Below are 18,050 nucleotides of genomic sequence, written 5' to 3'. Positions count from 1 at the left end.
GCCCATGACTCCTCCCCCGCCCGCGTACGGTGCGCCCACACCGCCGCCGGGAACGTCGAATGACGAGGACGGCACCGCTGTGATCCCACAGCCGACGCCTCCCGCCGCGACTCCGCCACCACCGGCTCCGACGTCGGGTCCGCCCGCGCCGCCGGTCACCTCCGCGCCTCCGGCGCCCCCGATGTATCCGACGTCCGCTCCCCCGGTCACCTCGGCTCCTCCGGTCACTTCGGCTCCTCCGGCGCCGGTCTCCGGTGCGCCGGAGGACGCCACTCAGCGCATCCCGATGCCGCCGCCAGGCGCGCCGCAGCCGCCCCCGGCTGCTCCCGGCCAGCCCGGCGAGCTGCAAGCGGGCGTCCCGTTGTGGGGCGGTCCGCCGCCCGGCTCCCAGCCGCAGTCCGCGCCACCCGCGGGTTCCACCGCGCCGCAGCCGGCGCACCAGCCCGGCCAGTGGGGCGCGCCGTCCGGCCCCGGCCCGGTCCCGACGTCGGGTCAGCCCGACCAGTTCGGGCAGCCGAGCCAGCCGGACCCGTACGGTCCTCCAGGAGCTCCGGGTGGCCCCGGTGCACCGATGGGACCGGGTGGGCCTGGTGGACCCGTTGGACCGGGTGGGCCTGGTGGACCGGGTGGCCCCGGCCCCTACGGCCAGCCCGTCCCCGGTATGCCTGAAGGCAAACCCGCCGGTGACAAGAAGAAGCTCGGCCTGATCATCGGCGGCATCGTCGGCGTTCTCGTGCTCATCGGCGCGATCGTCTTCCTTGGCATGCAGATGTTCGCCACGCCCGGCTTCGAGGCCGGATCGTGCGTCCGTCAAGAGGACACCAACGCCGTCGCGATCAGCTGCGACGAGGCGGGCTCCGGCGATTACAAGATCACCAAGGAGGTCGACGACCGCGCCAAGTGCGAGGACCCGACCCAGCCCGTCGTCGAGCTCGGCAGCGGCGACGACATGCAGATCTACTGCCTGTCGCCGATCGGAGAGCCGGCCGGCGAGTAGAACGAACGCTGAACGGGGCGGGACGCTTGTGGCGTCCCGCCCCGTTCGCGTCCCCCGGAACGCCCGGCCCACGGACACCGTCGACCGTGACGACGGCGTCCGGAGCGGAAGCGTCCACGAGGTCACGGCCACGGCGGCCGGTCAGCCACGGACCTGATGCTCCACACGGTGTCGGATGTACTCGTCCGGATGAGCTCGGGCGATCGCCACCGCCGCCTCCACAAGGTCATGCGACTCCGACGGGTAGGCCGATTTCCAAAGTGACAAGCCGGGGAGAATGCAGCGCCGAACATCCAGGTCGTCGTTGCTCACGAACTCCCGCAACGCGATCTCTCTCCACTCACCCACGATTTCGGATGTGTCATCGGACGCCGGCCGGCTCCCGGCGTCTTGCCCCTCCGCTCTCACGTGAGGAAGCCGAAGGGGCAGAGCCGACCAGTACCAGGCTCGCGCGGCGCCCGCCCGTTCCCGGTTGGTGCCCGTCCGCAGATAGTCGAGGAGCGCGGTTTTGACGACTCGGTGGCCGAACGCGTTCAGTGCGGGCTCGACGAACTGGCGATTGAAGCTCGGATTCGGGTCGTACACCGCCGTCCTGATCAGCGCCTCGCATGCCGTCTCGGAAACGACCAGTTCTCGACTGTTCGCCTCGCGCAGTGCCACTCGTGCTCGGGTCTCCCATGTCCACGAGTCATCGGCATCCGACTCCGAGGCGACATCGAGACCGAGTACCCGGACCACGTCCTCCAGACATCGCAGGAACAGTCCCTTCCCGTCGTCTGGTCGCCCCGGCAGCGCCATGAACCCCCGCACCGGATCACCCGAGGTTGTCTCTTTCCCGTTCGCGCCCAACTCTTTCCTCCTGTACTTGGACTTGCACGGCAGCGTAGACCGAGACAAGCGGAATAGGCCCCCGGGCCGATGAGGTTGGATATGGGCATGGCTTCTCAATCACGTGTTCGCGCCCCTGAACTGGCCGGGGCCGGGTGGCTCAACACCGGCGGCGCGCGACTGGGCATCTCCGACCTGCGAGGAAAGATCGTCCTCCTCGACTTCTGGACGTTCTGCTGCATCAACTGCCTGCACGTCCTTGACGAGTTGCGGCCGCTGGAGGACAAGTACCGGGACGAGCTGGTGGTCATCGGGGTGCACTCCCCGAAGTTCACGCACGAGCGGGACGCGCGGGCGCTCGCGGCCGCCGTGGAGCGCTACGGAGTCGATCACCCCGTCGTCAACGATCCCGACCTGTCCATATGGGACGCGTATGCGGCGCGAGCGTGGCCGACGCTCGCGGTGATCGACCCCAACGGTTACGTGGTGTCCACCATGGCCGGTGAAGGGCACGCGCAGAGCCTCGATCGGATCGTCGGCGATCTGGTCGCGAAGCACCGTGACGACGGCACCCTCGTCGAGGGTCCAGGACCGCACGTCGCGCCGAAGACGGCGGACACGCTGCTGCGTTTTCCCGGCAAGGCGATCCGGTTGCCGGGAGGAACGCTGATGGCGACCGACTCGGCCAGGCACCGACTCGTCGAACTCGACGCGGACGGAGGCTCGATCGTCCGGGTCATCGGCGACGGCGAACGCGGTGACCGCGACGGCGCACCGGACGTCGCGCGTTTCAGCGAACCTCAGGGCCTGTGCGTCCTGCCCGCGACGGTCGCGGCGCGGGTCGGCTACGAACTCCTCGTCGCCGACACCGTCAACCACCGACTCCGTGGGGTCTCCCTTGAGACGGGCGAGGTGAAGACCGTCGCGGGAACGGGACGACCGTGGCGTTCCGACGTCGACTTCCACGCGCATGACGCGCTCGCGACGGACCTGTCGTCCCCGTGGGACCTGGCGTGGTTCGACGACCGGGTCGTCATCGCGATGGCGGGCGTGCATCAACTCTGGTGGTTCGATCCGACGACCGCCACCACCGGCGTCTACTGTGGCACCACAGTGGAGGGCTTGAGGGACGGCCCCGTCGAGGAGGCCTTCATGGCGCAGCCGTCGGGGCTCGCGGCCGATGGAGACCGACTCTGGATCGTCGACTCGGAGACCTCGGCGCTGCGCTACATCGAGAACGAGCGCATCCACACCGTCATCGGCGCGGGTCTGTTCGACTTCGGCCACGTCGACGGACCGAGTGCCGAAGCGCTGCTCCAGCATCCGCTCGGAGTGGCGGTCACCGCGACGGGCGTCGTCCTCATCGCCGACACGTACAACGGCGCCCTGCGCGAGTACGACCCCGGCACGGGCGAGGTCTCGACGCTCGTGACCGGGCTGGCGGAACCGAGCGACATCGTCCCCGGGGAGACGGAGCCACTCGTTGTCGAGTCGGCCGCGCACCGGCTCGTTCGCCCCGAGATCGAGCGACGCGCCGTCGGCGGTCGACGCGAGCGCGTCGTGCGCGCCGCGACGGACATCGCGCCGGGGAAGCTGACCCTGAGGGTGGTGTTCGAGCCCGCAAACGGCGAGAAGTTCGATGACACCTTCGGCCCCTCGACTCGGCTGGCCGTCACGGCGGACCCGCCGGGGCTACTCGCCGACGGGGCGGGTGACGGCACCGACCTGGAGCGCGAGCTCCTCATCGCCGATGGGCACGAGGGTGGGGTTCTGCAGATCGTCGCGCAGGCGGCGACCTGTGACAGCGAAGCCGTCAATCCCGCGTGCCACCTCACCCGACAGGACTGGGGTGTACCGGTCCGGATCGTCGACGGTGGCCCGTCGACGCTGACGTTGATGCTGCGCGGCGCCGAGCCGGATGACCGAGGCGCGTCGAACGACTGACCTCGGTCGGCCGCGTGGCGCCGACTTCGGTGCCGCGCGGCGACGTCAGTAGTCGAAGTCGAGATCGTGCAGTCGGATGCCCGCCAAGGGTTCCGGCCCTGTCTCCGCCAGAGGCCGCGTCACGGTGACTCGGGACAGGTTCGTGAAGCCCGCGTCGTGCAGGGTGCGCAAGCCCGCGACGTTGCGGGTGAACGGGCGCATCGACAGGTACTGCAGTTCGCGGCGGCGCGCCTCCTCCGTCACCCTCTCCAGAAGCAGAGTCCCGATGCCGGATTCCCGCATCGGCTCGGCGACGACCAACGGATCGACCTCACCGTGCCGACCGTCGATCAGGAGACCGGTCATGCCGACGATCAGATCCGCGTCGGTGACGGCCACCCACAGCCCGGACAGGTTCAACCGAGTCACGTAGTCCTCGAAGCCCGCACCCGGATCGGCACCGCCGAAGCCGCCGTCGGCGTACAACCGCCGATGCTCCTCGACGAGCTCAACCCAGAGATCCCGGCAATGTGGATGGTCCGCTGGCCGATAACCTCGAATGTCGACGCTCATGTCACATTCCTACTCCACCCCGGGCCGTGCTCAACGGCAATTCGACGCGCGGGACGACGCGGCGGCCCGAATCGGGCACACCTCCGGGGTTTCCGTACCGTCGACGTGTGGACCTTGAATATCTGCGCGCGCATCCACACCGACTTCCGATGCTGGTCGAACACCAGCGCATCCGCTTCACCCCGATCGACGGTGGGGTCACGAGTGTGGCGCAGCGATTGACGTTCGACGACGGTACGGACGTGTTCGCGAAGCTGCACGAGAGGGAGCCCGCCGACCTGCTGCCCGCGCAGCGGCGCGGCCTCGAATGGCTCACCGAGGCGGGCGCCCCCGTTCCCCGGGTCTGGTGTGGAACGGAGACACTGCTGGTGACGCGATGGCTGTCGTCCGGCGAACCGACGGCGGCCGGGGCCTCGGCCTTGGGTGCCGCTCTCGCGAGAACCCACCGCGCCGGAGCCTCGGCTTGGGGCGCGGAGTGGGCCGGGTACGTGGGTTCGGTCGCGGTCGACAATTCCCCGTCGACGCGGCCGTGGGCGGACTGGTTCCGGAATCGGTTGACCACGCTGCTCACGCGGTGCGTCATCACGGGGAACCTCGACGACGCCGACGCGGCCATCGTGAATGCCGCGCTGAGCCGGATCCCCGACGCCGACGACGAACCCGTCTCCCGGCTGCACGGCGATCTGCGGACCGCCAATCTGCACTGGGACGCCGCCGGGGACGGATGGTTCATCGACCCGAGTGCCCACGGCGGCCATCGCGAGACGGATCTGTCGACCCTCGCCCTCGATGAGCCGCCGCACCTCGAGTCGATCATCGCGGGGTACGAGAGCGTGTGGCCGCTCGAACCCGGCTGGCGGGAACGGCAGGGCCTGCACCAGCTGTACCCGCTGCTCGTCGACGTGGCGGCGTTCGGTTCCAGCGCGCGCGACCGGCTCATGACGATCGCCCGTCGGTACCGCTGACCGGCCCGGCTCTCGCCGTCGATCTCGGCTCGGCGAGACCGGCCATCGGCCTCGGCAACTCGGCGGCGACCGTGACGACGGCCTCCGCGCCCGTCACCGAACACGCGACGACGCGGGTGGCGTTGGCGGAGGCGATCTCGGCCGCCGCTCCGCAGGCGACCTCGGTTCCGGCGGCCGCGTGCGCCGCCGCCGCGAGCGCGGCCAGGTCCGCTCCCGTGCGGGCCCGGTGCCCCGCCGCGATGGCGGTGCTGGCTCCCGTGACGGCGAGCGCGACGACGAGAACGACGAGACTGACCGCGAGCACCATCACCGAGGCGCTGCCCTCCTCCCCTGTGGTCATGACGGTTCGCCGGGTTCGGTTGCCGCCGTGGCGGTCGCGGTTATCGTCATCGCGGGTGCGATGCCGGGAAACGGTCGCAGTGGGATGGTCACGGTGGCGGTCACCGCGACGGACGCCTCGTCGTGATCGATCGCGACCCGGGCCCCCTCGGGGAGTGCCCCGTCGACGATCGGGGCGCCGCGAGCGGCCGCGAGTGCCGCGTCCCGGGCGGCGTCGGTCGCGCGGATGTGGGTCGCGGCGGCGAGGACCGCGAACAGCGCGGCCCCTAGCACGAGGACGAGGACGGGCAGGGCCGCGGCGAGTTCGGCCGTGACGTAGCCGCGTTGCCGTGGGTCCGTCACTCCCATGTCAACGCCTTCGCGATGAGATCGGCGAGGGCCGACTCGACCGATTCCGATCCGACGACTTTGAGCAACACTCCGGCGAGCGCGACGGCGGCGATGGTCCCGACCGCGTACTCGACGGTGCTCATGCCCGCTTCGCCGGACCAGCGAGCCTTGACGAGCGCCGTGATCCTCCGTGTGCGTTCGAACATTGTTACCCCCAAATGGTTTCCAATATGGATTGTCACTGTGGTATCGCCTGCCCGATGATCGACATGACGATGGGCACGAGCCCGGCGACGATGAACGCCGGGAGAAAACACAGGCACAGGGGCAGAACGAGCCACACCCCTGAGCGCGCGGCCGACACCTCGGCGTCCAGAGCGTGATCGGCGCGCAGGTCCTCGGCCGTCGCGATGAGACCGTCGGCGAGGCCGGCACCGGTCCGGGCGCTGCGGGCGGCCGCCCGCGTCAACCGATCACCCCCGGGAACGTCTGCCCAGGCCGCGTAGGGGTCAGGCTCGCCGCACCGCAACGCCCTCTCGACGGACCGGAACCGGACGGCGAGCGAGGGCGGAACGACCTCGGCGACGGCGCCGACCGCCTCGGGCAGGGGCGCACCCGCTCGCAGGCATGCCGCGAGCAGGTCGAGGGCGAACGGCAACGCACGGGCCGCCGTCGCGAGGAAGGCTCGTCGCCGCCGTTCGCCCCATTGGCGGGCGCCGGTCCGCGCGAGCCGAGGAACGGCGACCAAGGCCGCCAACAGGATCGGTGACACGACGGCGGCGGCCGCCGTGATGGCGACGGTCGCGGCGATCGCGATCAGGACCGATCGCCGTCGCGCGGTCCGCACCGCGTGGGCGCGCCACGAGCGGAGCCTGGACATACGAGCCGACGCCGTGGACGACGGCGAGGCGTCCGGCGTCGACCGTGGGTGGATCACTCGATTCGCCCACGCCGCGCCCACACCGTGAAGCACCGCCGCCGTGGCGAAGGCGAGAGCCCCGGCTCCCGTGCCGAACAACCACTCCAGAGGTCGAGCGCCGAGCGCCTCGCCGAGGAGGATCCCCGCGAACGGAAGCAAGGAGAGTAGGCGGGCGCTCGCGGCCCCACCGGCCGTCTGCGCCAGGTTGACGCGTTCCAGGCGGGCACGCGCGCGTTCGTCCACGGCGACGCGTTCGAGGAGTTCGGCGGCGCCGACCCCGACCCGCGCCGTCAGCCTCTCGACCACGCCGAGGCGGTCGCGGAGACGACGCAACTCCGGGTGAACGTCGACGGCGTTCAACGCCTCGGCGAGTATGTCGGAGGCGGGAACGCCCGCGCGGAGGTCCGCCGCCATCACGTCGAGCCGATGCCGGGCGGCGGTGATCCGCGACGCTCGGACCGCGGCGAGTCGGCGACGCCTCACACCTCGCCACAGCGCAGCGATGTACCCGCCGACGATCAACCACGCGGGACCCCCGAGGTAGGTCGCGGCGAGCACCGCGACCATGGTGGCGGCGATCGCCACGCGCCTCCGACCGGCGCGCTCTCCGCGTTCCGGGACGGTAGTGGGCGGCACCGGTCGCGATGGCATTCCGGGGTCGGACACCGACGGCACGTTCGGCGCTTCCGTTTCGGTCTCTCGGGAGCCGGTGAGGGAGGCGGTCCGCAAGGTCGGTGTGGATCGAGTGGCCGCCCCCGACCGTGGCACGGTGCCCAGGGTCGGTTCATCGCTCGACCGGGTCAGGTCGCCGACGACCAACGGCGCCGGTACGGGCCGCTGTCGGCGCCGGTCGAGCCTGTTGGCCGCCCGCATCACGACCTCCCCGTGTCGGCGGCGGCGATGAGCTCCGACAACGTGTCGCGGGCGCGTCCGAGCCCGTTCCCGCGCGTCCACGCCGGGACGATCCGGGGCTTGGTCGAACGAGGTGCGCGGTCGATGACGCCGATCGTCTCTACGACGCGGACCGCGCCATTTCGTCGCATGTGGATGATCACGTTCAGTGCGGAGAGAACCATCGCGTGGAGGGTGGCCTCGTCGACGCCATGGGGCAGCGCGAGGGCCGCGAGCCTGCTGAGGACATCGTCGGGGCTGTTGCAGTGGAGGGTGCCCGCGCCGCCGGCGTGCCCGGTGTTCAACGCGGTCAGGAGTTCCATGATCTCGGGGCCACGACATTCGCCGATGACGACGCGGTCGGGCCGCATCCGCAGTGCCTGACGCACGAGTTCGCGCATGTCGACGGCGCCGACGTTCTCGATGTTGGCGTCTCGCGTCGCCAACCGGATCACCTGTGGATGCCTTGTGGACAGTTCGGGGGTGTCCTCAATGAGGAGCAGGCGTTCGTCGAACGGGCATTCCGACAGGAGCGCGCCGAGCAACGTCGTCTTGCCGGTGCCCGCTCCGCCGGTGACGAGGAACGGCAACCGGGCGGCGACGACGGCGCGCACGAGCGAAGCGCCGTCGACGTCGAGCGTCCCGACCGCGCACAGTTCGCTCAGGTCGCGGGTTCGCCGCGGGTGGTTGCGAAGGCTGAGATAGGGGCCGTTCACCGCGATGGGCGGAAGAACCGCGTGGACTCGTGTGCCGCCGGGCAGAGCCGCGTCCACCCATGGCCGGGCGTCGTCCAGGCGCTGCCCTCCCATGGCCGCCAGTCGAACGGCCAGGTCACGGACGATCGACGGATCGTCCGCGCCGATCTCGACGAGTTCGGGCCGACCGGAACGGTCCACGTGCGCGGGGCCGACGCCGTTGACGAACACATCGGACACATGGTCGTCGCCGAGCAGCTCGAGCAACCGATCGAGCGGCGACATCGGGGACGCCATCACGCCGAGCACACCATCTCGCGAGGCGGTGATCATGCCGCGCACACCGCCTCACGGGCCTTCCGCGTTCCGGGGACGACTTCCGCGAGAATCGCCTCCGCGGCGGGGACGAGAGCGGTGTGGCACGCGCGGACACCGAACCGTCCGCTTTCGATCAGCCGAGGAACGCGACGGTCCTCGGGGAGCTCTCCGAGCAGAGGCACCCGCAGAACCTCGGCGATATCTCGGCCGGCGGGCCAGCCCGAGGCCGAACGACGGACCACGATCCCGACGTTCCCCACTCCCACCGAGTGCTGGGCGATGACACTGCGGGCCGCGGCGACCGCGCGCACCTCGGCGGACACCACGACGACGAGCAGGTCGGCCGGGCGCGTCGCCGCGATGCCGCCGTATCGAGGCACGTCGACGATGGTGAGCTCGCTCGTCCGCCGGGACACGTCGATGACCGCCGCCATCGTGATCGCGCTCGGGGCGACGGGGCGACCGGCCTCGGCGGAGAGGACGGCGAGACCGTTGCGGTGCGGCAGGCAGTCCCGCCACCGAGTGCGATCGATCGGCCCGAGGCGGTCCGTCAGGGAGGGCCAGCGCAGGCCGACGACGGATTCCCACCCGAGAGCCAGGTCGAGGCCGCCTCCCTGTGTGTCGGCGTCGATCAGCGTCGTCTCGACACCACGGCGGGCCGAGACGAGGGAGACGGTCGAGGCGAGCGTGCTCGCCCCGGCGCCACCCCCGGCACCGATGACCGCGATGACCGGGGGCTCGGCCAGCCGCGCCGTGGGGACGAGCCGATCGCAGAACCAACCGGAGGACTCCGGCAGGCTGGCGACCTGGTCGACCCCCATCGCCAGGGCGAGCGGCCAGGCCCGGTCGTACGGCAGGTCGGCCCCGGTGAGCAGCACGAGGCCGTCGCGTACGGGTAGGCGCGCGTCGGCCACGGCGGTCGCGACGTCCGCCCCGATGACGACGAGCGACGCGGACAGCCAGTGTCGGGCCGCCTCGGTCGGATCGACGGCCGAGCGATGGTCGACACCCGCCACGGTGGCCAATCGCTCGAGCTCGGTGAGGACGGCGGCGTCCGCCGTCACGAATAGTGGACAGTGACGGCCGCTGGGCCGGTCAAGGCTGGTCGACGCCATGTGATTCCCCCGATGTGAATGGTCGTGACACCACTTCACCGGAGACACGGGCGGCGAGGCAAACGCTCCTCATCGAGCTTGTGGATAACCCACCTATTGTGGAAAACCCACAGTGGACAGTTACTTTCGGCGCCGTGTCACACCCGTGCGGCACGATCGCCTGTCATGAGCATGGACATCGTCGACGTCTTGTCTTTCCTGGCGGGCGAGGATCGCGCCGTTCCCACCCCGAACGACGGTTACGCGGTCGTCGGCTACGACCAATACGGGGACGACGAGGATGACGACGGCGAGCCGATCGAGGCCGTCGTCATCGGCGAAGCCCCCACCCTCATCGACGCTCTCGACGTGCTCGCCGCCGATCTGACCGGAGACGTCGATCCGAACGCCTTCACGGACGGGATCGATCCCGACGAGGAGCTCACCGACCCAGAACGGGAACTTCTCCGCCGGATCTCCGACCCGAGACGTCACGCCCTCGGCTGTTTCCTCCTGGGCTTCACCGGTCCGTTCGACCTCGTGACTTCGGATCATCACGAGGACCCCTACCTCGGGAACGCTCTCGTGCTCTTCCCTGGCGCCCGGTTCACGCTGCTGGCCAGCGCCGCTCCACCACACCAGGAGCAGGCCGTCGCGATCGTCGAACTCCAACCCGTCGGTTCCCTCGCCTCGGTGGGCATGGAACTGCGCATGGCCGCCGCCACCGGTGACCGGGACGGCATCGCGCGGGCGTTGAACGCGGGCGCCGATCCGAACGCCCTCGACGAGCGGGGAATGACGGCGTTGCATCACGCGGTCGCCCACCGTCGGATCGCGGCCGTCTCCGCCCTACTCGAGGCCGGGGCCGACCCGACCGCGCAGGCGGAGTTCGGAAACGCCCCGCACTTCGCGGGTATCAGGGACGGCGACGTCCTGCCGTGTTCGCGTTCGATCGAATCCGACGCGCACCGCGCGATCGTTCAAGCCCTGGTCGCGGCGGGGGCACCGGTCAACGCGACGAACCACGGCGGAGACCGCCTGCTCGACCTCGCCGCACGCGCCCGACATTACGACACGGAGCTCACGGCGGGACTCATCGCGGCCGGAGGCACCAGCGGACGACTCGCGGGCAAGACGGCGGGAGACCTCACGTCGTCACTGCCGTACGGCGACACCGAGCGCCTCCGCAATCGAGTGAACGAGCTCCGGCTGTTCCTCGACCTGGGCGGCTCCACGGCCGGAGCCCTGCCCGGTCTGTTCGGGAGCCTCGGCTACTACAAGGAAGAGGTCCCCGGCGAGATCCTGGTGGCGCTCACCGAGGTGGTGCTACGTCACCACGTCTCCGACGAGGACCTGCGGGCCGCGCACGAGGGGGCGACGAGATGGTACGAGGGGGACCGCCACCCGCAGTACGGCCCGACCGCCGCGCTGCTGCGCGACGCCGTCGACCAGAGGTAGGAGCGAAAGCTCAGAGCCCCTCCGCGACCGCCGCCGCGATCTTGAGCCAGGCCTCCTTCGTCGCCTGCGACAACATGCCGTACCGGATCGGTTCACCGGAATCGAGGAGCTTCTCGTACGGCGCCAACAGCACCGACCGAGTCCGGGCCGCGAAGTGGCGTTGGACGGCGGGCAGGTCGAGGTCCTTGCGGTGAGCGGGCATCGACACGACCGTGACGGCCCGGCGCACCAGTTCGGTCCGGCCGGATTGCTCCAGGTGGTCGAGCATCCTGGCCGCCGTCTCAGCCGAGTCGTTGCGCGCGGACATCGTGATGACGAGCTGATCCGTCGCGTCCATGGCGGACTGCCAGTTGGCGGCGCGGACGTTGTTGCCGGTGTCGACCACGATCAGCTTGTAGAAGCGGCTGACGATCTGTCGGATGTCGCCGAAGGCCTGCGAGGTCAGCATCTCCCCCGCTGTGGCCGACTCGTCGGAGGCGAGCACGTCGAACATCGCCTCACCCTGCGACCTGACGTACTGGGACAGGTCGCCGACTCGCCCCGTCGGCCCTTGGAAGTGCGTGAGGTCGCTCAGCAGGTCTCGGACCGTCCGGTTGTGGAAGTCCTGCTGGGCGCGCATCCCGAGCGTGCCTTGCGTCTCGTTGTTGTCCCAGGCGAGGACGTAACCACCGCGCCGCTGCCCGAAGCTCATCGCGAGCATGAGCACGGCGACCGTCTTCCCGGCGCCGCCCTTCGGATTGACGACGGTGACCTGCCGGAGTCCACCGAAGTTGCGACGGACGGCGTCCGTCGAGCGGAGGACTTCGCGCTCCCATTTGCTGGGCGGCAACGAGACGAGACCGAAGGTGCCGCGCCGCAGGACGGCACGCGCACCCATCGACGCGGTCGGCTTCGACGGTGACGCGGTGCGTCGACGGGCGAAGTCGTCGGCGGTCGGCGGAGTCGGTTCGCCGTACACGGCCGGAAGGTTCGCCTGCATCGGCGGCCCCGACATCGGTTCCTGCGGGACGAACACCGGCGGTCCGGACGTCGGCGGCGCCATCGGATGCGGCGCCGAGGCCGGAGGAGCCGACTGCGGCTGGTACGGCACGGCACCGGTGTGCGGCGGGTACTGGGGACCGGCGGGCGGGTGTTGCGGCGCCTGCGGAGGGTGCGGGGACTGCGGAGGGTGCTGTGGAGCCTGCGGCGGGCCCTGCGGGTACGGAGCGACGACCGGAACGGCCGCGGTGTCCGGGTTGACGCCAGGGGGCAGGGACGGCTGTGCCGGGTACGGCTGTCCGTAACCACCGTCCTGGCCCTGTGGCGGAGTCGCCGGGGTCGGCGTCCCATGGGGCGGCGTCGGCGGCCCCGCCGGTGCGTCGTTGTGGTTTCCGGCGGGAGCGAACGGAGACCAGTGGCCGTTCACACCGGGCTCCTCGCCCTGCCCACCATCGGGCGAGGGCGCACCGTCGAATGGCACGGCCCCGCTGTCGTTGCTGCGCGGATTCTCCACTGCCGACTCCTTAGCGCTTCATCAGGTCACACTGATTGAGGTATACCAGCCGCCCGCATTTCGCGACGGGCACGTCTTGTCACCTCACACCGCGGTTCACACCAAAGAGACGCGATCCGCCCGAATCAACGGTACGGCGCCACAAGACGGCCATGACCAGCGGTGGAACAAAGAAGCCTACGAGAAAAGCCTCAGGCCGTCGTGTACCAACCGGCCGCGCCGCGTTCCATCCACCACGTGCGCTTCCGCGTCAGATCGGTGACGGTCCCGTCGTCGACGTGCGGCACGTCCGCCACGGGCGTGATCGCCACGGCTCGACCGCGCGCGCGACGCACCTCGATCCGAGTGCGGCGCTTGATGAATCCACGGTGGACGAATGGGGTGGCGATCGCGACGTCGATCACTCCGTCGGCGGCGTCGGGCTCGCACAGCGGCAGCCCGTCGGCCTCCCCGTAACCGGCGTTGGCGACGACGCACGTGACGAGCGGTTCGCTCCCGTCGGACAGGATCACGTCGTCGAGCGCGATCTTTCCGCGCCAGATCCGGTCACCGCCGCCGATGCGAACGCCGTGGATCGTGACCCCGCCACCGTCATGGCGCAGCAGGTCGGTGCGCGCGACGCGCCCGGTGACGACGGCGGCGGCCACCTCGGCGGGCGTAACGGGCAGACCAAGGCCGCCCATGATCGCGGGACGCTCGGCCAGCGGCAGGATGCCGATCGGCGGCAGGTCGGGAATCGTTCGATCGTCGGGCAGATCGTCGGGACGTTTGCTCGGCGGAGGAGCCAGCAGGCGGACGGCGCGCCGAACGACGGCGCGCACCTGCGCGTCGGTGTCGGCGGCGACGATCAGCCGGGAGCCGGATGAGGAGGTCGCGTCGATCGCCGCGTCGATGGCGGCGTTGTCGGAGGCGTCGACGAGCGCGACGGACGCACCCAATCCCTTCAACGCGTCCGAACAGGCGAGCACCTGGGTGCGGGGACCGCAGCCGGGCGCGCCGTCTACGAGGGAAAGCACGGTGACGTCCACGCCTGAAAGGGTACGTCGGCGCTATCGCGGGTTCGTCGGGCGTGCGGCGCGTGTGGGCGGAGTCGCCGGGCGGGGCTACGAGAGGACGGGCGGGGCTACGAGGGGATTCGAGGTGGCACGGTGGTGACGGCGCCGCTCGGCCGGATCGAGGAGACCAAGCGGCAGGCACAACCCCGTCGTGTGCCTAGCTGGCCGCCGTCTCGCGCTGTTCGGGGGTCTGATCCTGCAGCAGGTCCCGTACCTCGGCCTCCCGGTAACGACGGTGCCCGCCGAGCGTGCGGATGGCCGTCAGCTTCCCCGCCTTCGCCCACCGCGTGACCGTCTTCGGGTCGACGCGGAACATCGATGCCACTTCCGCTGGGGTGAGCAGCTGTTCCGGGTCCTGCATTCGCGATGCCATCGTTGCTGTCTCCTTTTGACTGGTCAGGTGCGCTCCCACGGACGACCGAGAACGGTCGCCGTGCCAGTCGGTCGCTTCCGACGCGGAACGCCGGTGACAAGAGACCCGTTGAAACGCTATTCCATCGTGCAGTGTGGTGGAGGTGACGAATATAGGACGAATGGTCAAAAGTGATTCAGCCGACAGGTGCGGAGATTCCTGACATATCCGAAATCGGATGATCCGCGTCAGTTGTCGCGTTCGTGGATGCGCACGAGACGCCAGCGCTGGAGCAGCCGCTCGTACCGTGACGAGGCCGCCCCGGCGTCACCGCGAGCCAGCGCCGCCAGCGCGTCACCGAGGAGCTTCGGCGAGTCGTCGGCGGCCAACTGAGCGGCCGTCAACGTCTCCGCGAGCCCGCCGTAGTCGATCTCGACCAGCGCACGCGAATGGAACCCGGTGAGCCACTCACTTTGATGACGCATCGAGACGGTCAAAGGGTTGCCTTGACCGAGAGATTTTTTCAGAATTTCCATCGCGTTCGTCGTGCGTCGGCGCGCGCGGGCCATCGGAACTCGGTACCGCAGACCCGCAGGATCGGCGCTCAGCTCGCGTTCGTCCAGGTCAACGCACGCGAACCACCGTACCGGGACCCGCCACAACGCGATGTGCTCATGCCAGCGCGGTGAACGCCGGTACAGGACCTTGCCGCGGGCTTCCGCGAGCAGCGATTCGGAGGTGTAGGCGCCGACGAGTTGCTCACCTAGCCGATCCGGCCACGAGCGGACGGCGGCGGCGGAACGCAGGCGGATCCGCCACGGACAGATCAGCGGACCGTGCTGGCCCTCGATGACGTACGCGTGGGGGGCGATGTCGGGAAACGAGTCCCAACCGATTCCCACGGTCGAGTACATCGCCGCGCGTTGGACCGCCGGGCCGTCCTCGACGGAGACCTGGGGCCCGTTCTCCGCGTATCGGCGCCAGAATTCGGCCTGCTCGTCGTCGAAGGCCGCCAGAGGTTCGTATACACGCAGATACGCCGCAATAGGAGGTTGCACGGCGCGATCTTCGCACGTCGACCACAATTAAACAAAGGCGTGAGTGGCGGCGAGGTGGGACCGTCGAGACGGTTCGCGTCACATGATCACGAGGTTTAGTCTGACGTTCGGCGAACACCTCCGCCGACACCGAAGAAGTCCCACGAGGACTGATAAAGATCGTGGAGCGGCACATCATGGGCGTATTCGAAGCCCCCGACAACCTGTCCGGTCATGAACAAGTCGTCTACTGCCAAGACAAGGCGAGCGGCTTGAAGGCCATCATCGCTGTGTACTCGACGGCGCTCGGCCCGGCGCTCGGCGGGACCCGTTTCTACCCGTACGAGTCCGAAGACGAAGCCCTGCGTGATGTGCTCGACCTGTCGAAGGGCATGGCGTACAAGAACTCGCTGGCCGGTCTCGACCTCGGCGGCGGCAAGGCGGTCATCTGGGGTGACCCTGAGCAGATCAAATCAGAGGCGCTCCTGCGCGCCTACGGACGGTTCATCGAATCGCTGCGCGGCCGGTACATCAGTGCGTGCGATGTCGGCACCTACGTCCAGGACATGGACATCGTCGCGAAGGAGACCCGGTACGTCACGGGTCGCTCGGTGGAGCACGGCGGTGCCGGTGACTCGTCGATCCTGACCGCGTACGGCGTGTTCTGCGGCATGCGGGCCGCGGCCGAGCACGAGTACGGGAACCCGAGCCTGGCGGGACGGACCGTCGGGGTCGCCGGCATCGGCAAGGTCGGCCGGTACCTCGTCAAGCACCTCATCGACGACGGCGCGACCGTCATCGCGACGGACGTATCGGAACGCGCACGCGACTGGCTCGTCGAGACGTACCCGCAGGCGACCTTCGTCGAGTCGACGGCCGACCTGATCGCGTCGGATCTCGACGTCTACGCGCCGTGCGCGCTCGGCGGCGCGCTCGACGACGAGACGGTTCCACAGTTGACCGCCAAGATCGTGTGCGGTGCGGCGAACAACCAGCTGGCGCACCCCGGTGTAGAGAAGATGTTGTCGGAGCGCGGCATCCTGTACGCGCCGGACTATCTCGTCAACTCCGGTGGAGTGATCCAAGTCGCCGACGAAATCGAGGGTTTCAACTTCGATCGGGCCAAGCGTCGGGCGTCGAAGATCTTCGACATCACTCGTCAGATCCTCAAGACCGCAGACGACGAGGGTGTTCCGCCCGCGGTCGCCGCCGATCGTCTCGCGGAGCGACGGATGGCCGAGGTCGGTCGACTGCGGTCGATCTATCTGCCGTGACGCCGATCGCGTCGACCGGGTGACCACAGGTGACGGTCCCGCGTCGACGCGATTCGACCACAGTCCACGTTCATGTTTCCCGGTGGGCGCGAGAACAACGGTGACCAGGCGTTTAGCGTCTGTGACACGAGCGCCCATCGGGCAAACATGATGTCGGACGCATTCGGCTTCACCAATGCAGCATTTTGTCTGATTTATGGTGATTCTGCCGGAAGATTTGCCGCAATTCCTCGGTGGGCCGGGTGGGAAAGCCCCGACCGGCGCTGTACCGTAGGACCCACGAGAGATGTCAACTGTTCCGGGGCACCGACACGGTGACCCCGATGATTCTGTGCGAGGGGGTCGAGCCATATGGGGCGCGGCCGAGCGAAGGCTAAGCAGACGAAGGTAGCCCGGCGGCTTAAGTACCACTCGCCGAACACCGACCTGAACGCGCTGGAGCGCGAGTTGTCAGGCGGTGTGTCGGCCGAGGACGACTACGAAGACCCGTACGCCGGCTACGCGGACGGAGACGACACCGAACCCCGCGAAGACGACTGGGTACCGAAGAACACTCGGTGACCCGTTGGTGGCCTTCGCTCGCGAAGGCCGCCGTGTCGTTAGTCTGGCCAGCCGCACCGGCCCCGAATCCCCGCACGATCCTCCCGCATGTGACGTCATCGTCCTATGCGGTCGACGGCGGTACCCGGGTCCCGCCGTTCACGTGCCGGCCAGTTCGCGGCGTGCCCGTCCAAGGCACGACGACCGGGCCCGCCCAACTCGGACGGACCCGGTTCGATCATCACCCCAGCGTGTCCCAGAATCCGAACAGGACACCGCCGGTGACCGAGTTGGCCTCGCAGGCGTTCCCGAACTCCTGGGAGTAGCGCACCGATCGTCCGTTCCACGTGCCCTCGAGGGTCGCGGTGATCGGTTCGAACTGCTTGGTGCAGAGCATTCCCGACGGGTTGATCGCGGCGACCTCACCATTCGCGTTGGTCAGTTGCGAGCACGCCGTCATGACGTCGCCGGGGTGCGTTCCGCCCTCGGGTTGACAGGTCAACGTCACGCGAACGGCGCGTTCGACGTCCGTCGACAGGGTCAGTTCAAAGGTGCCGAGGCCGTCCTCCGAGTTGGTCCCGTCGGCAGGTTCGACTGGAGTGCCGGAGGCGTCTCCATCGTCCGGTGGTGTCACCGGCAACGCCCGTGGCGGTATCAGCGGCCCCCCAGGCGGGCCGAAGCCGAAGTCGTACGCCGTCGCCTCGGCGGCGTGGGCCACCGCGGTTCCGGCTGTTGCGATGATGGCGATGCCGGCCACCATGGCCGCCATCCTCATCGATTTCTTGGTCACGTCGACCACCCCCAACGATGCACTCTAAGCGGCGCCGCAACGATTGTGGGGCAGTTGGCGAGGACGCCGCGCCGGTCGAACAAGTGCGCCACACGCGATACGCCGACTATGCTGAGCCCATGAAAGAATCCATGTTGGACAATCTGTCGACCACTGAGCTGCGCGAACGCGCGTTCGCGC

19 protein-coding genes and 1 pseudogene are annotated in these 18,050 nt (G+C 69.4%); 6 read left to right on the top strand and 14 right to left on the bottom strand.

The annotated features are described in order from the left end of the window. Window positions 1-228 (bottom strand): annotated as a pseudogene (locus ACM9NP_RS06290) (hypothetical protein); the annotation flags it as partial. A 433-nt stretch (window positions 229-661) separates the two neighbouring features. Here ACM9NP_RS06290 and ACM9NP_RS06285 point away from each other — a divergent pair. Continuing rightward, window positions 662-997, top strand: coding sequence for a hypothetical protein (locus tag ACM9NP_RS06285; RefSeq protein WP_415645636.1), 336 nt, complete (start codon window positions 662-664; stop codon window positions 995-997). 141 nt (window positions 998-1,138) lie between these two features. Here the strand turns inward: ACM9NP_RS06285 and ACM9NP_RS06280 are convergent, their stop codons facing one another. Then, window positions 1,139-1,807, bottom strand: coding sequence for a hypothetical protein (locus ACM9NP_RS06280; RefSeq protein WP_415645635.1), 669 nt, complete (start codon window positions 1,805-1,807; stop codon window positions 1,139-1,141). A gap of 126 nt (window positions 1,808-1,933) precedes the next feature. Here ACM9NP_RS06280 and ACM9NP_RS06275 point away from each other — a divergent pair, with 126 nt between their 5' ends. Further along, entirely contained in the window at window positions 1,934-3,769 is a 1,836-nt protein-coding gene (locus ACM9NP_RS06275; protein WP_415645634.1) for an NHL domain-containing thioredoxin family protein, read from the top strand. Between the two features lie 45 nt (window positions 3,770-3,814). Here ACM9NP_RS06275 and ACM9NP_RS06270 read toward each other — a convergent pair whose 3' ends face one another. Beyond that, on the bottom strand, window positions 3,815-4,321 hold the full coding sequence (locus ACM9NP_RS06270; protein ID WP_415645633.1) for a GNAT family N-acetyltransferase: 507 nt from the start codon (window positions 4,319-4,321) through the stop codon (window positions 3,815-3,817). Window positions 4,322-4,428: 107 nt separating this feature from the next. Here ACM9NP_RS06270 and ACM9NP_RS06265 point away from each other — a divergent pair, with 107 nt between their 5' ends. Beyond that, window positions 4,429-5,286, top strand: a complete 858-nt coding sequence (locus tag ACM9NP_RS06265) for a fructosamine kinase family protein (RefSeq protein ID WP_415645632.1) — start codon at window positions 4,429-4,431, stop codon at window positions 5,284-5,286. Here ACM9NP_RS06265 and ACM9NP_RS06260 read toward each other — a convergent pair. The 6 genes from ACM9NP_RS06260 to ssd all read right to left on the bottom strand — a co-directional run bounded on the left by ACM9NP_RS06260 (window position 5,258) and on the right by ssd (window position 9,893). Further along, window positions 5,258-5,626, bottom strand: coding sequence for an Rv3654c family TadE-like protein (locus ACM9NP_RS06260; protein WP_415645631.1), 369 nt, complete (start codon window positions 5,624-5,626; stop codon window positions 5,258-5,260). The two genes, ACM9NP_RS06265 and ACM9NP_RS06260, sit on opposite strands and share 29 nt — an antisense overlap. Continuing rightward, window positions 5,623-5,973: a TadE family type IV pilus minor pilin gene (locus ACM9NP_RS06255; RefSeq protein ID WP_415645630.1), complete on the bottom strand. Its 351-nt coding sequence runs from the start codon at window positions 5,971-5,973 to the stop codon at window positions 5,623-5,625. Before ACM9NP_RS06255 ends, ACM9NP_RS06260 begins: the two co-directional genes overlap by 4 nt. After that, complete coding sequence (locus ACM9NP_RS06250) at window positions 5,964-6,161, bottom strand: DUF4244 domain-containing protein (protein ID WP_415645629.1); 198 nt, start codon at window positions 6,159-6,161, stop codon at window positions 5,964-5,966. The genes ACM9NP_RS06255 and ACM9NP_RS06250 overlap by 10 nt, the downstream gene beginning before the upstream one ends. 32 nt (window positions 6,162-6,193) lie before the next feature. Next, complete coding sequence (locus tag ACM9NP_RS06245; protein WP_415645628.1) at window positions 6,194-7,459, bottom strand: type II secretion system F family protein; 1,266 nt, start codon at window positions 7,457-7,459, stop codon at window positions 6,194-6,196. Between the two features lie 287 nt (window positions 7,460-7,746). Beyond that, complete coding sequence (locus ACM9NP_RS06240; protein ID WP_415645627.1) at window positions 7,747-8,793, bottom strand: CpaF family protein; 1,047 nt, start codon at window positions 8,791-8,793, stop codon at window positions 7,747-7,749. Then, a complete protein-coding gene (ssd, locus tag ACM9NP_RS06235; RefSeq protein WP_415645626.1) occupies window positions 8,790-9,893 on the bottom strand; it encodes a septum site-determining protein Ssd in 1,104 nt (367 codons plus the stop codon). The genes ACM9NP_RS06240 and ssd overlap by 4 nt, the downstream gene beginning before the upstream one ends. A 165-nt stretch (window positions 9,894-10,058) precedes the next feature. Here ssd and ACM9NP_RS06230 point away from each other — a divergent pair, with 165 nt between their 5' ends. Beyond that, window positions 10,059-11,330 carry an ankyrin repeat domain-containing protein gene (locus ACM9NP_RS06230; protein ID WP_415645625.1) on the top strand — a complete coding sequence of 424 codons (1,272 nt, stop codon included), beginning with the start codon at window positions 10,059-10,061 and terminating at the stop codon, window positions 11,328-11,330. 10 nt (window positions 11,331-11,340) lie between these two features. On the opposite strand, the gene ACM9NP_RS06225 is transcribed toward ACM9NP_RS06230, so the two are convergent. The 4 genes from ACM9NP_RS06225 to ACM9NP_RS06210 form a co-directional block, all read right to left on the bottom strand. Next, window positions 11,341-12,735: a MinD/ParA family ATP-binding protein gene (locus ACM9NP_RS06225; RefSeq protein ID WP_415645644.1), complete on the bottom strand. Its 1,395-nt coding sequence runs from the start codon at window positions 12,733-12,735 to the stop codon at window positions 11,341-11,343. Window positions 12,736-13,013: 278 nt separating this feature from the next. After that, on the bottom strand, window positions 13,014-13,850 hold the full coding sequence (locus tag ACM9NP_RS06220; protein WP_415645624.1) for a hypothetical protein: 837 nt from the start codon (window positions 13,848-13,850) through the stop codon (window positions 13,014-13,016). Window positions 13,851-14,034: 184 nt separating this feature from the next. Continuing rightward, complete coding sequence (locus tag ACM9NP_RS06215; RefSeq protein WP_415645623.1) at window positions 14,035-14,250, bottom strand: BldC family transcriptional regulator; 216 nt, start codon at window positions 14,248-14,250, stop codon at window positions 14,035-14,037. Window positions 14,251-14,477: 227 nt separating this feature from the next. Continuing rightward, entirely contained in the window at window positions 14,478-15,287 is an 810-nt protein-coding gene (locus tag ACM9NP_RS06210; protein ID WP_415645622.1) for a hypothetical protein, read from the bottom strand. Between the two features lie 176 nt (window positions 15,288-15,463). On the opposite strand from ACM9NP_RS06210, the gene ACM9NP_RS06205 reads away from it, so the two are divergent. Continuing rightward, window positions 15,464-16,540, top strand: a complete 1,077-nt coding sequence (locus ACM9NP_RS06205; protein ID WP_415645621.1) for a Glu/Leu/Phe/Val family dehydrogenase — start codon at window positions 15,464-15,466, stop codon at window positions 16,538-16,540. A gap of 351 nt (window positions 16,541-16,891) precedes the next feature. After that, entirely contained in the window at window positions 16,892-17,101 is a 210-nt protein-coding gene (locus tag ACM9NP_RS06200; protein ID WP_415645620.1) for a DUF3073 domain-containing protein, read from the top strand. A gap of 220 nt (window positions 17,102-17,321) precedes the next feature. Here the strand turns inward: ACM9NP_RS06200 and ACM9NP_RS06195 are convergent, their stop codons facing one another. Continuing rightward, complete coding sequence (locus ACM9NP_RS06195; protein ID WP_415645619.1) at window positions 17,322-17,870, bottom strand: SSI family serine proteinase inhibitor; 549 nt, start codon at window positions 17,868-17,870, stop codon at window positions 17,322-17,324. Window positions 17,871-18,050 lie beyond the last annotated feature (180 nt).

The organism is Stackebrandtia soli (assembly GCF_965137155.1).
In the GTDB taxonomy this organism is placed as follows: domain Bacteria; phylum Actinomycetota; class Actinomycetes; order Mycobacteriales; family Micromonosporaceae; genus Stackebrandtia; species Stackebrandtia soli.
This window is presented reverse-complemented; position numbering and strand designations above follow the sequence as displayed.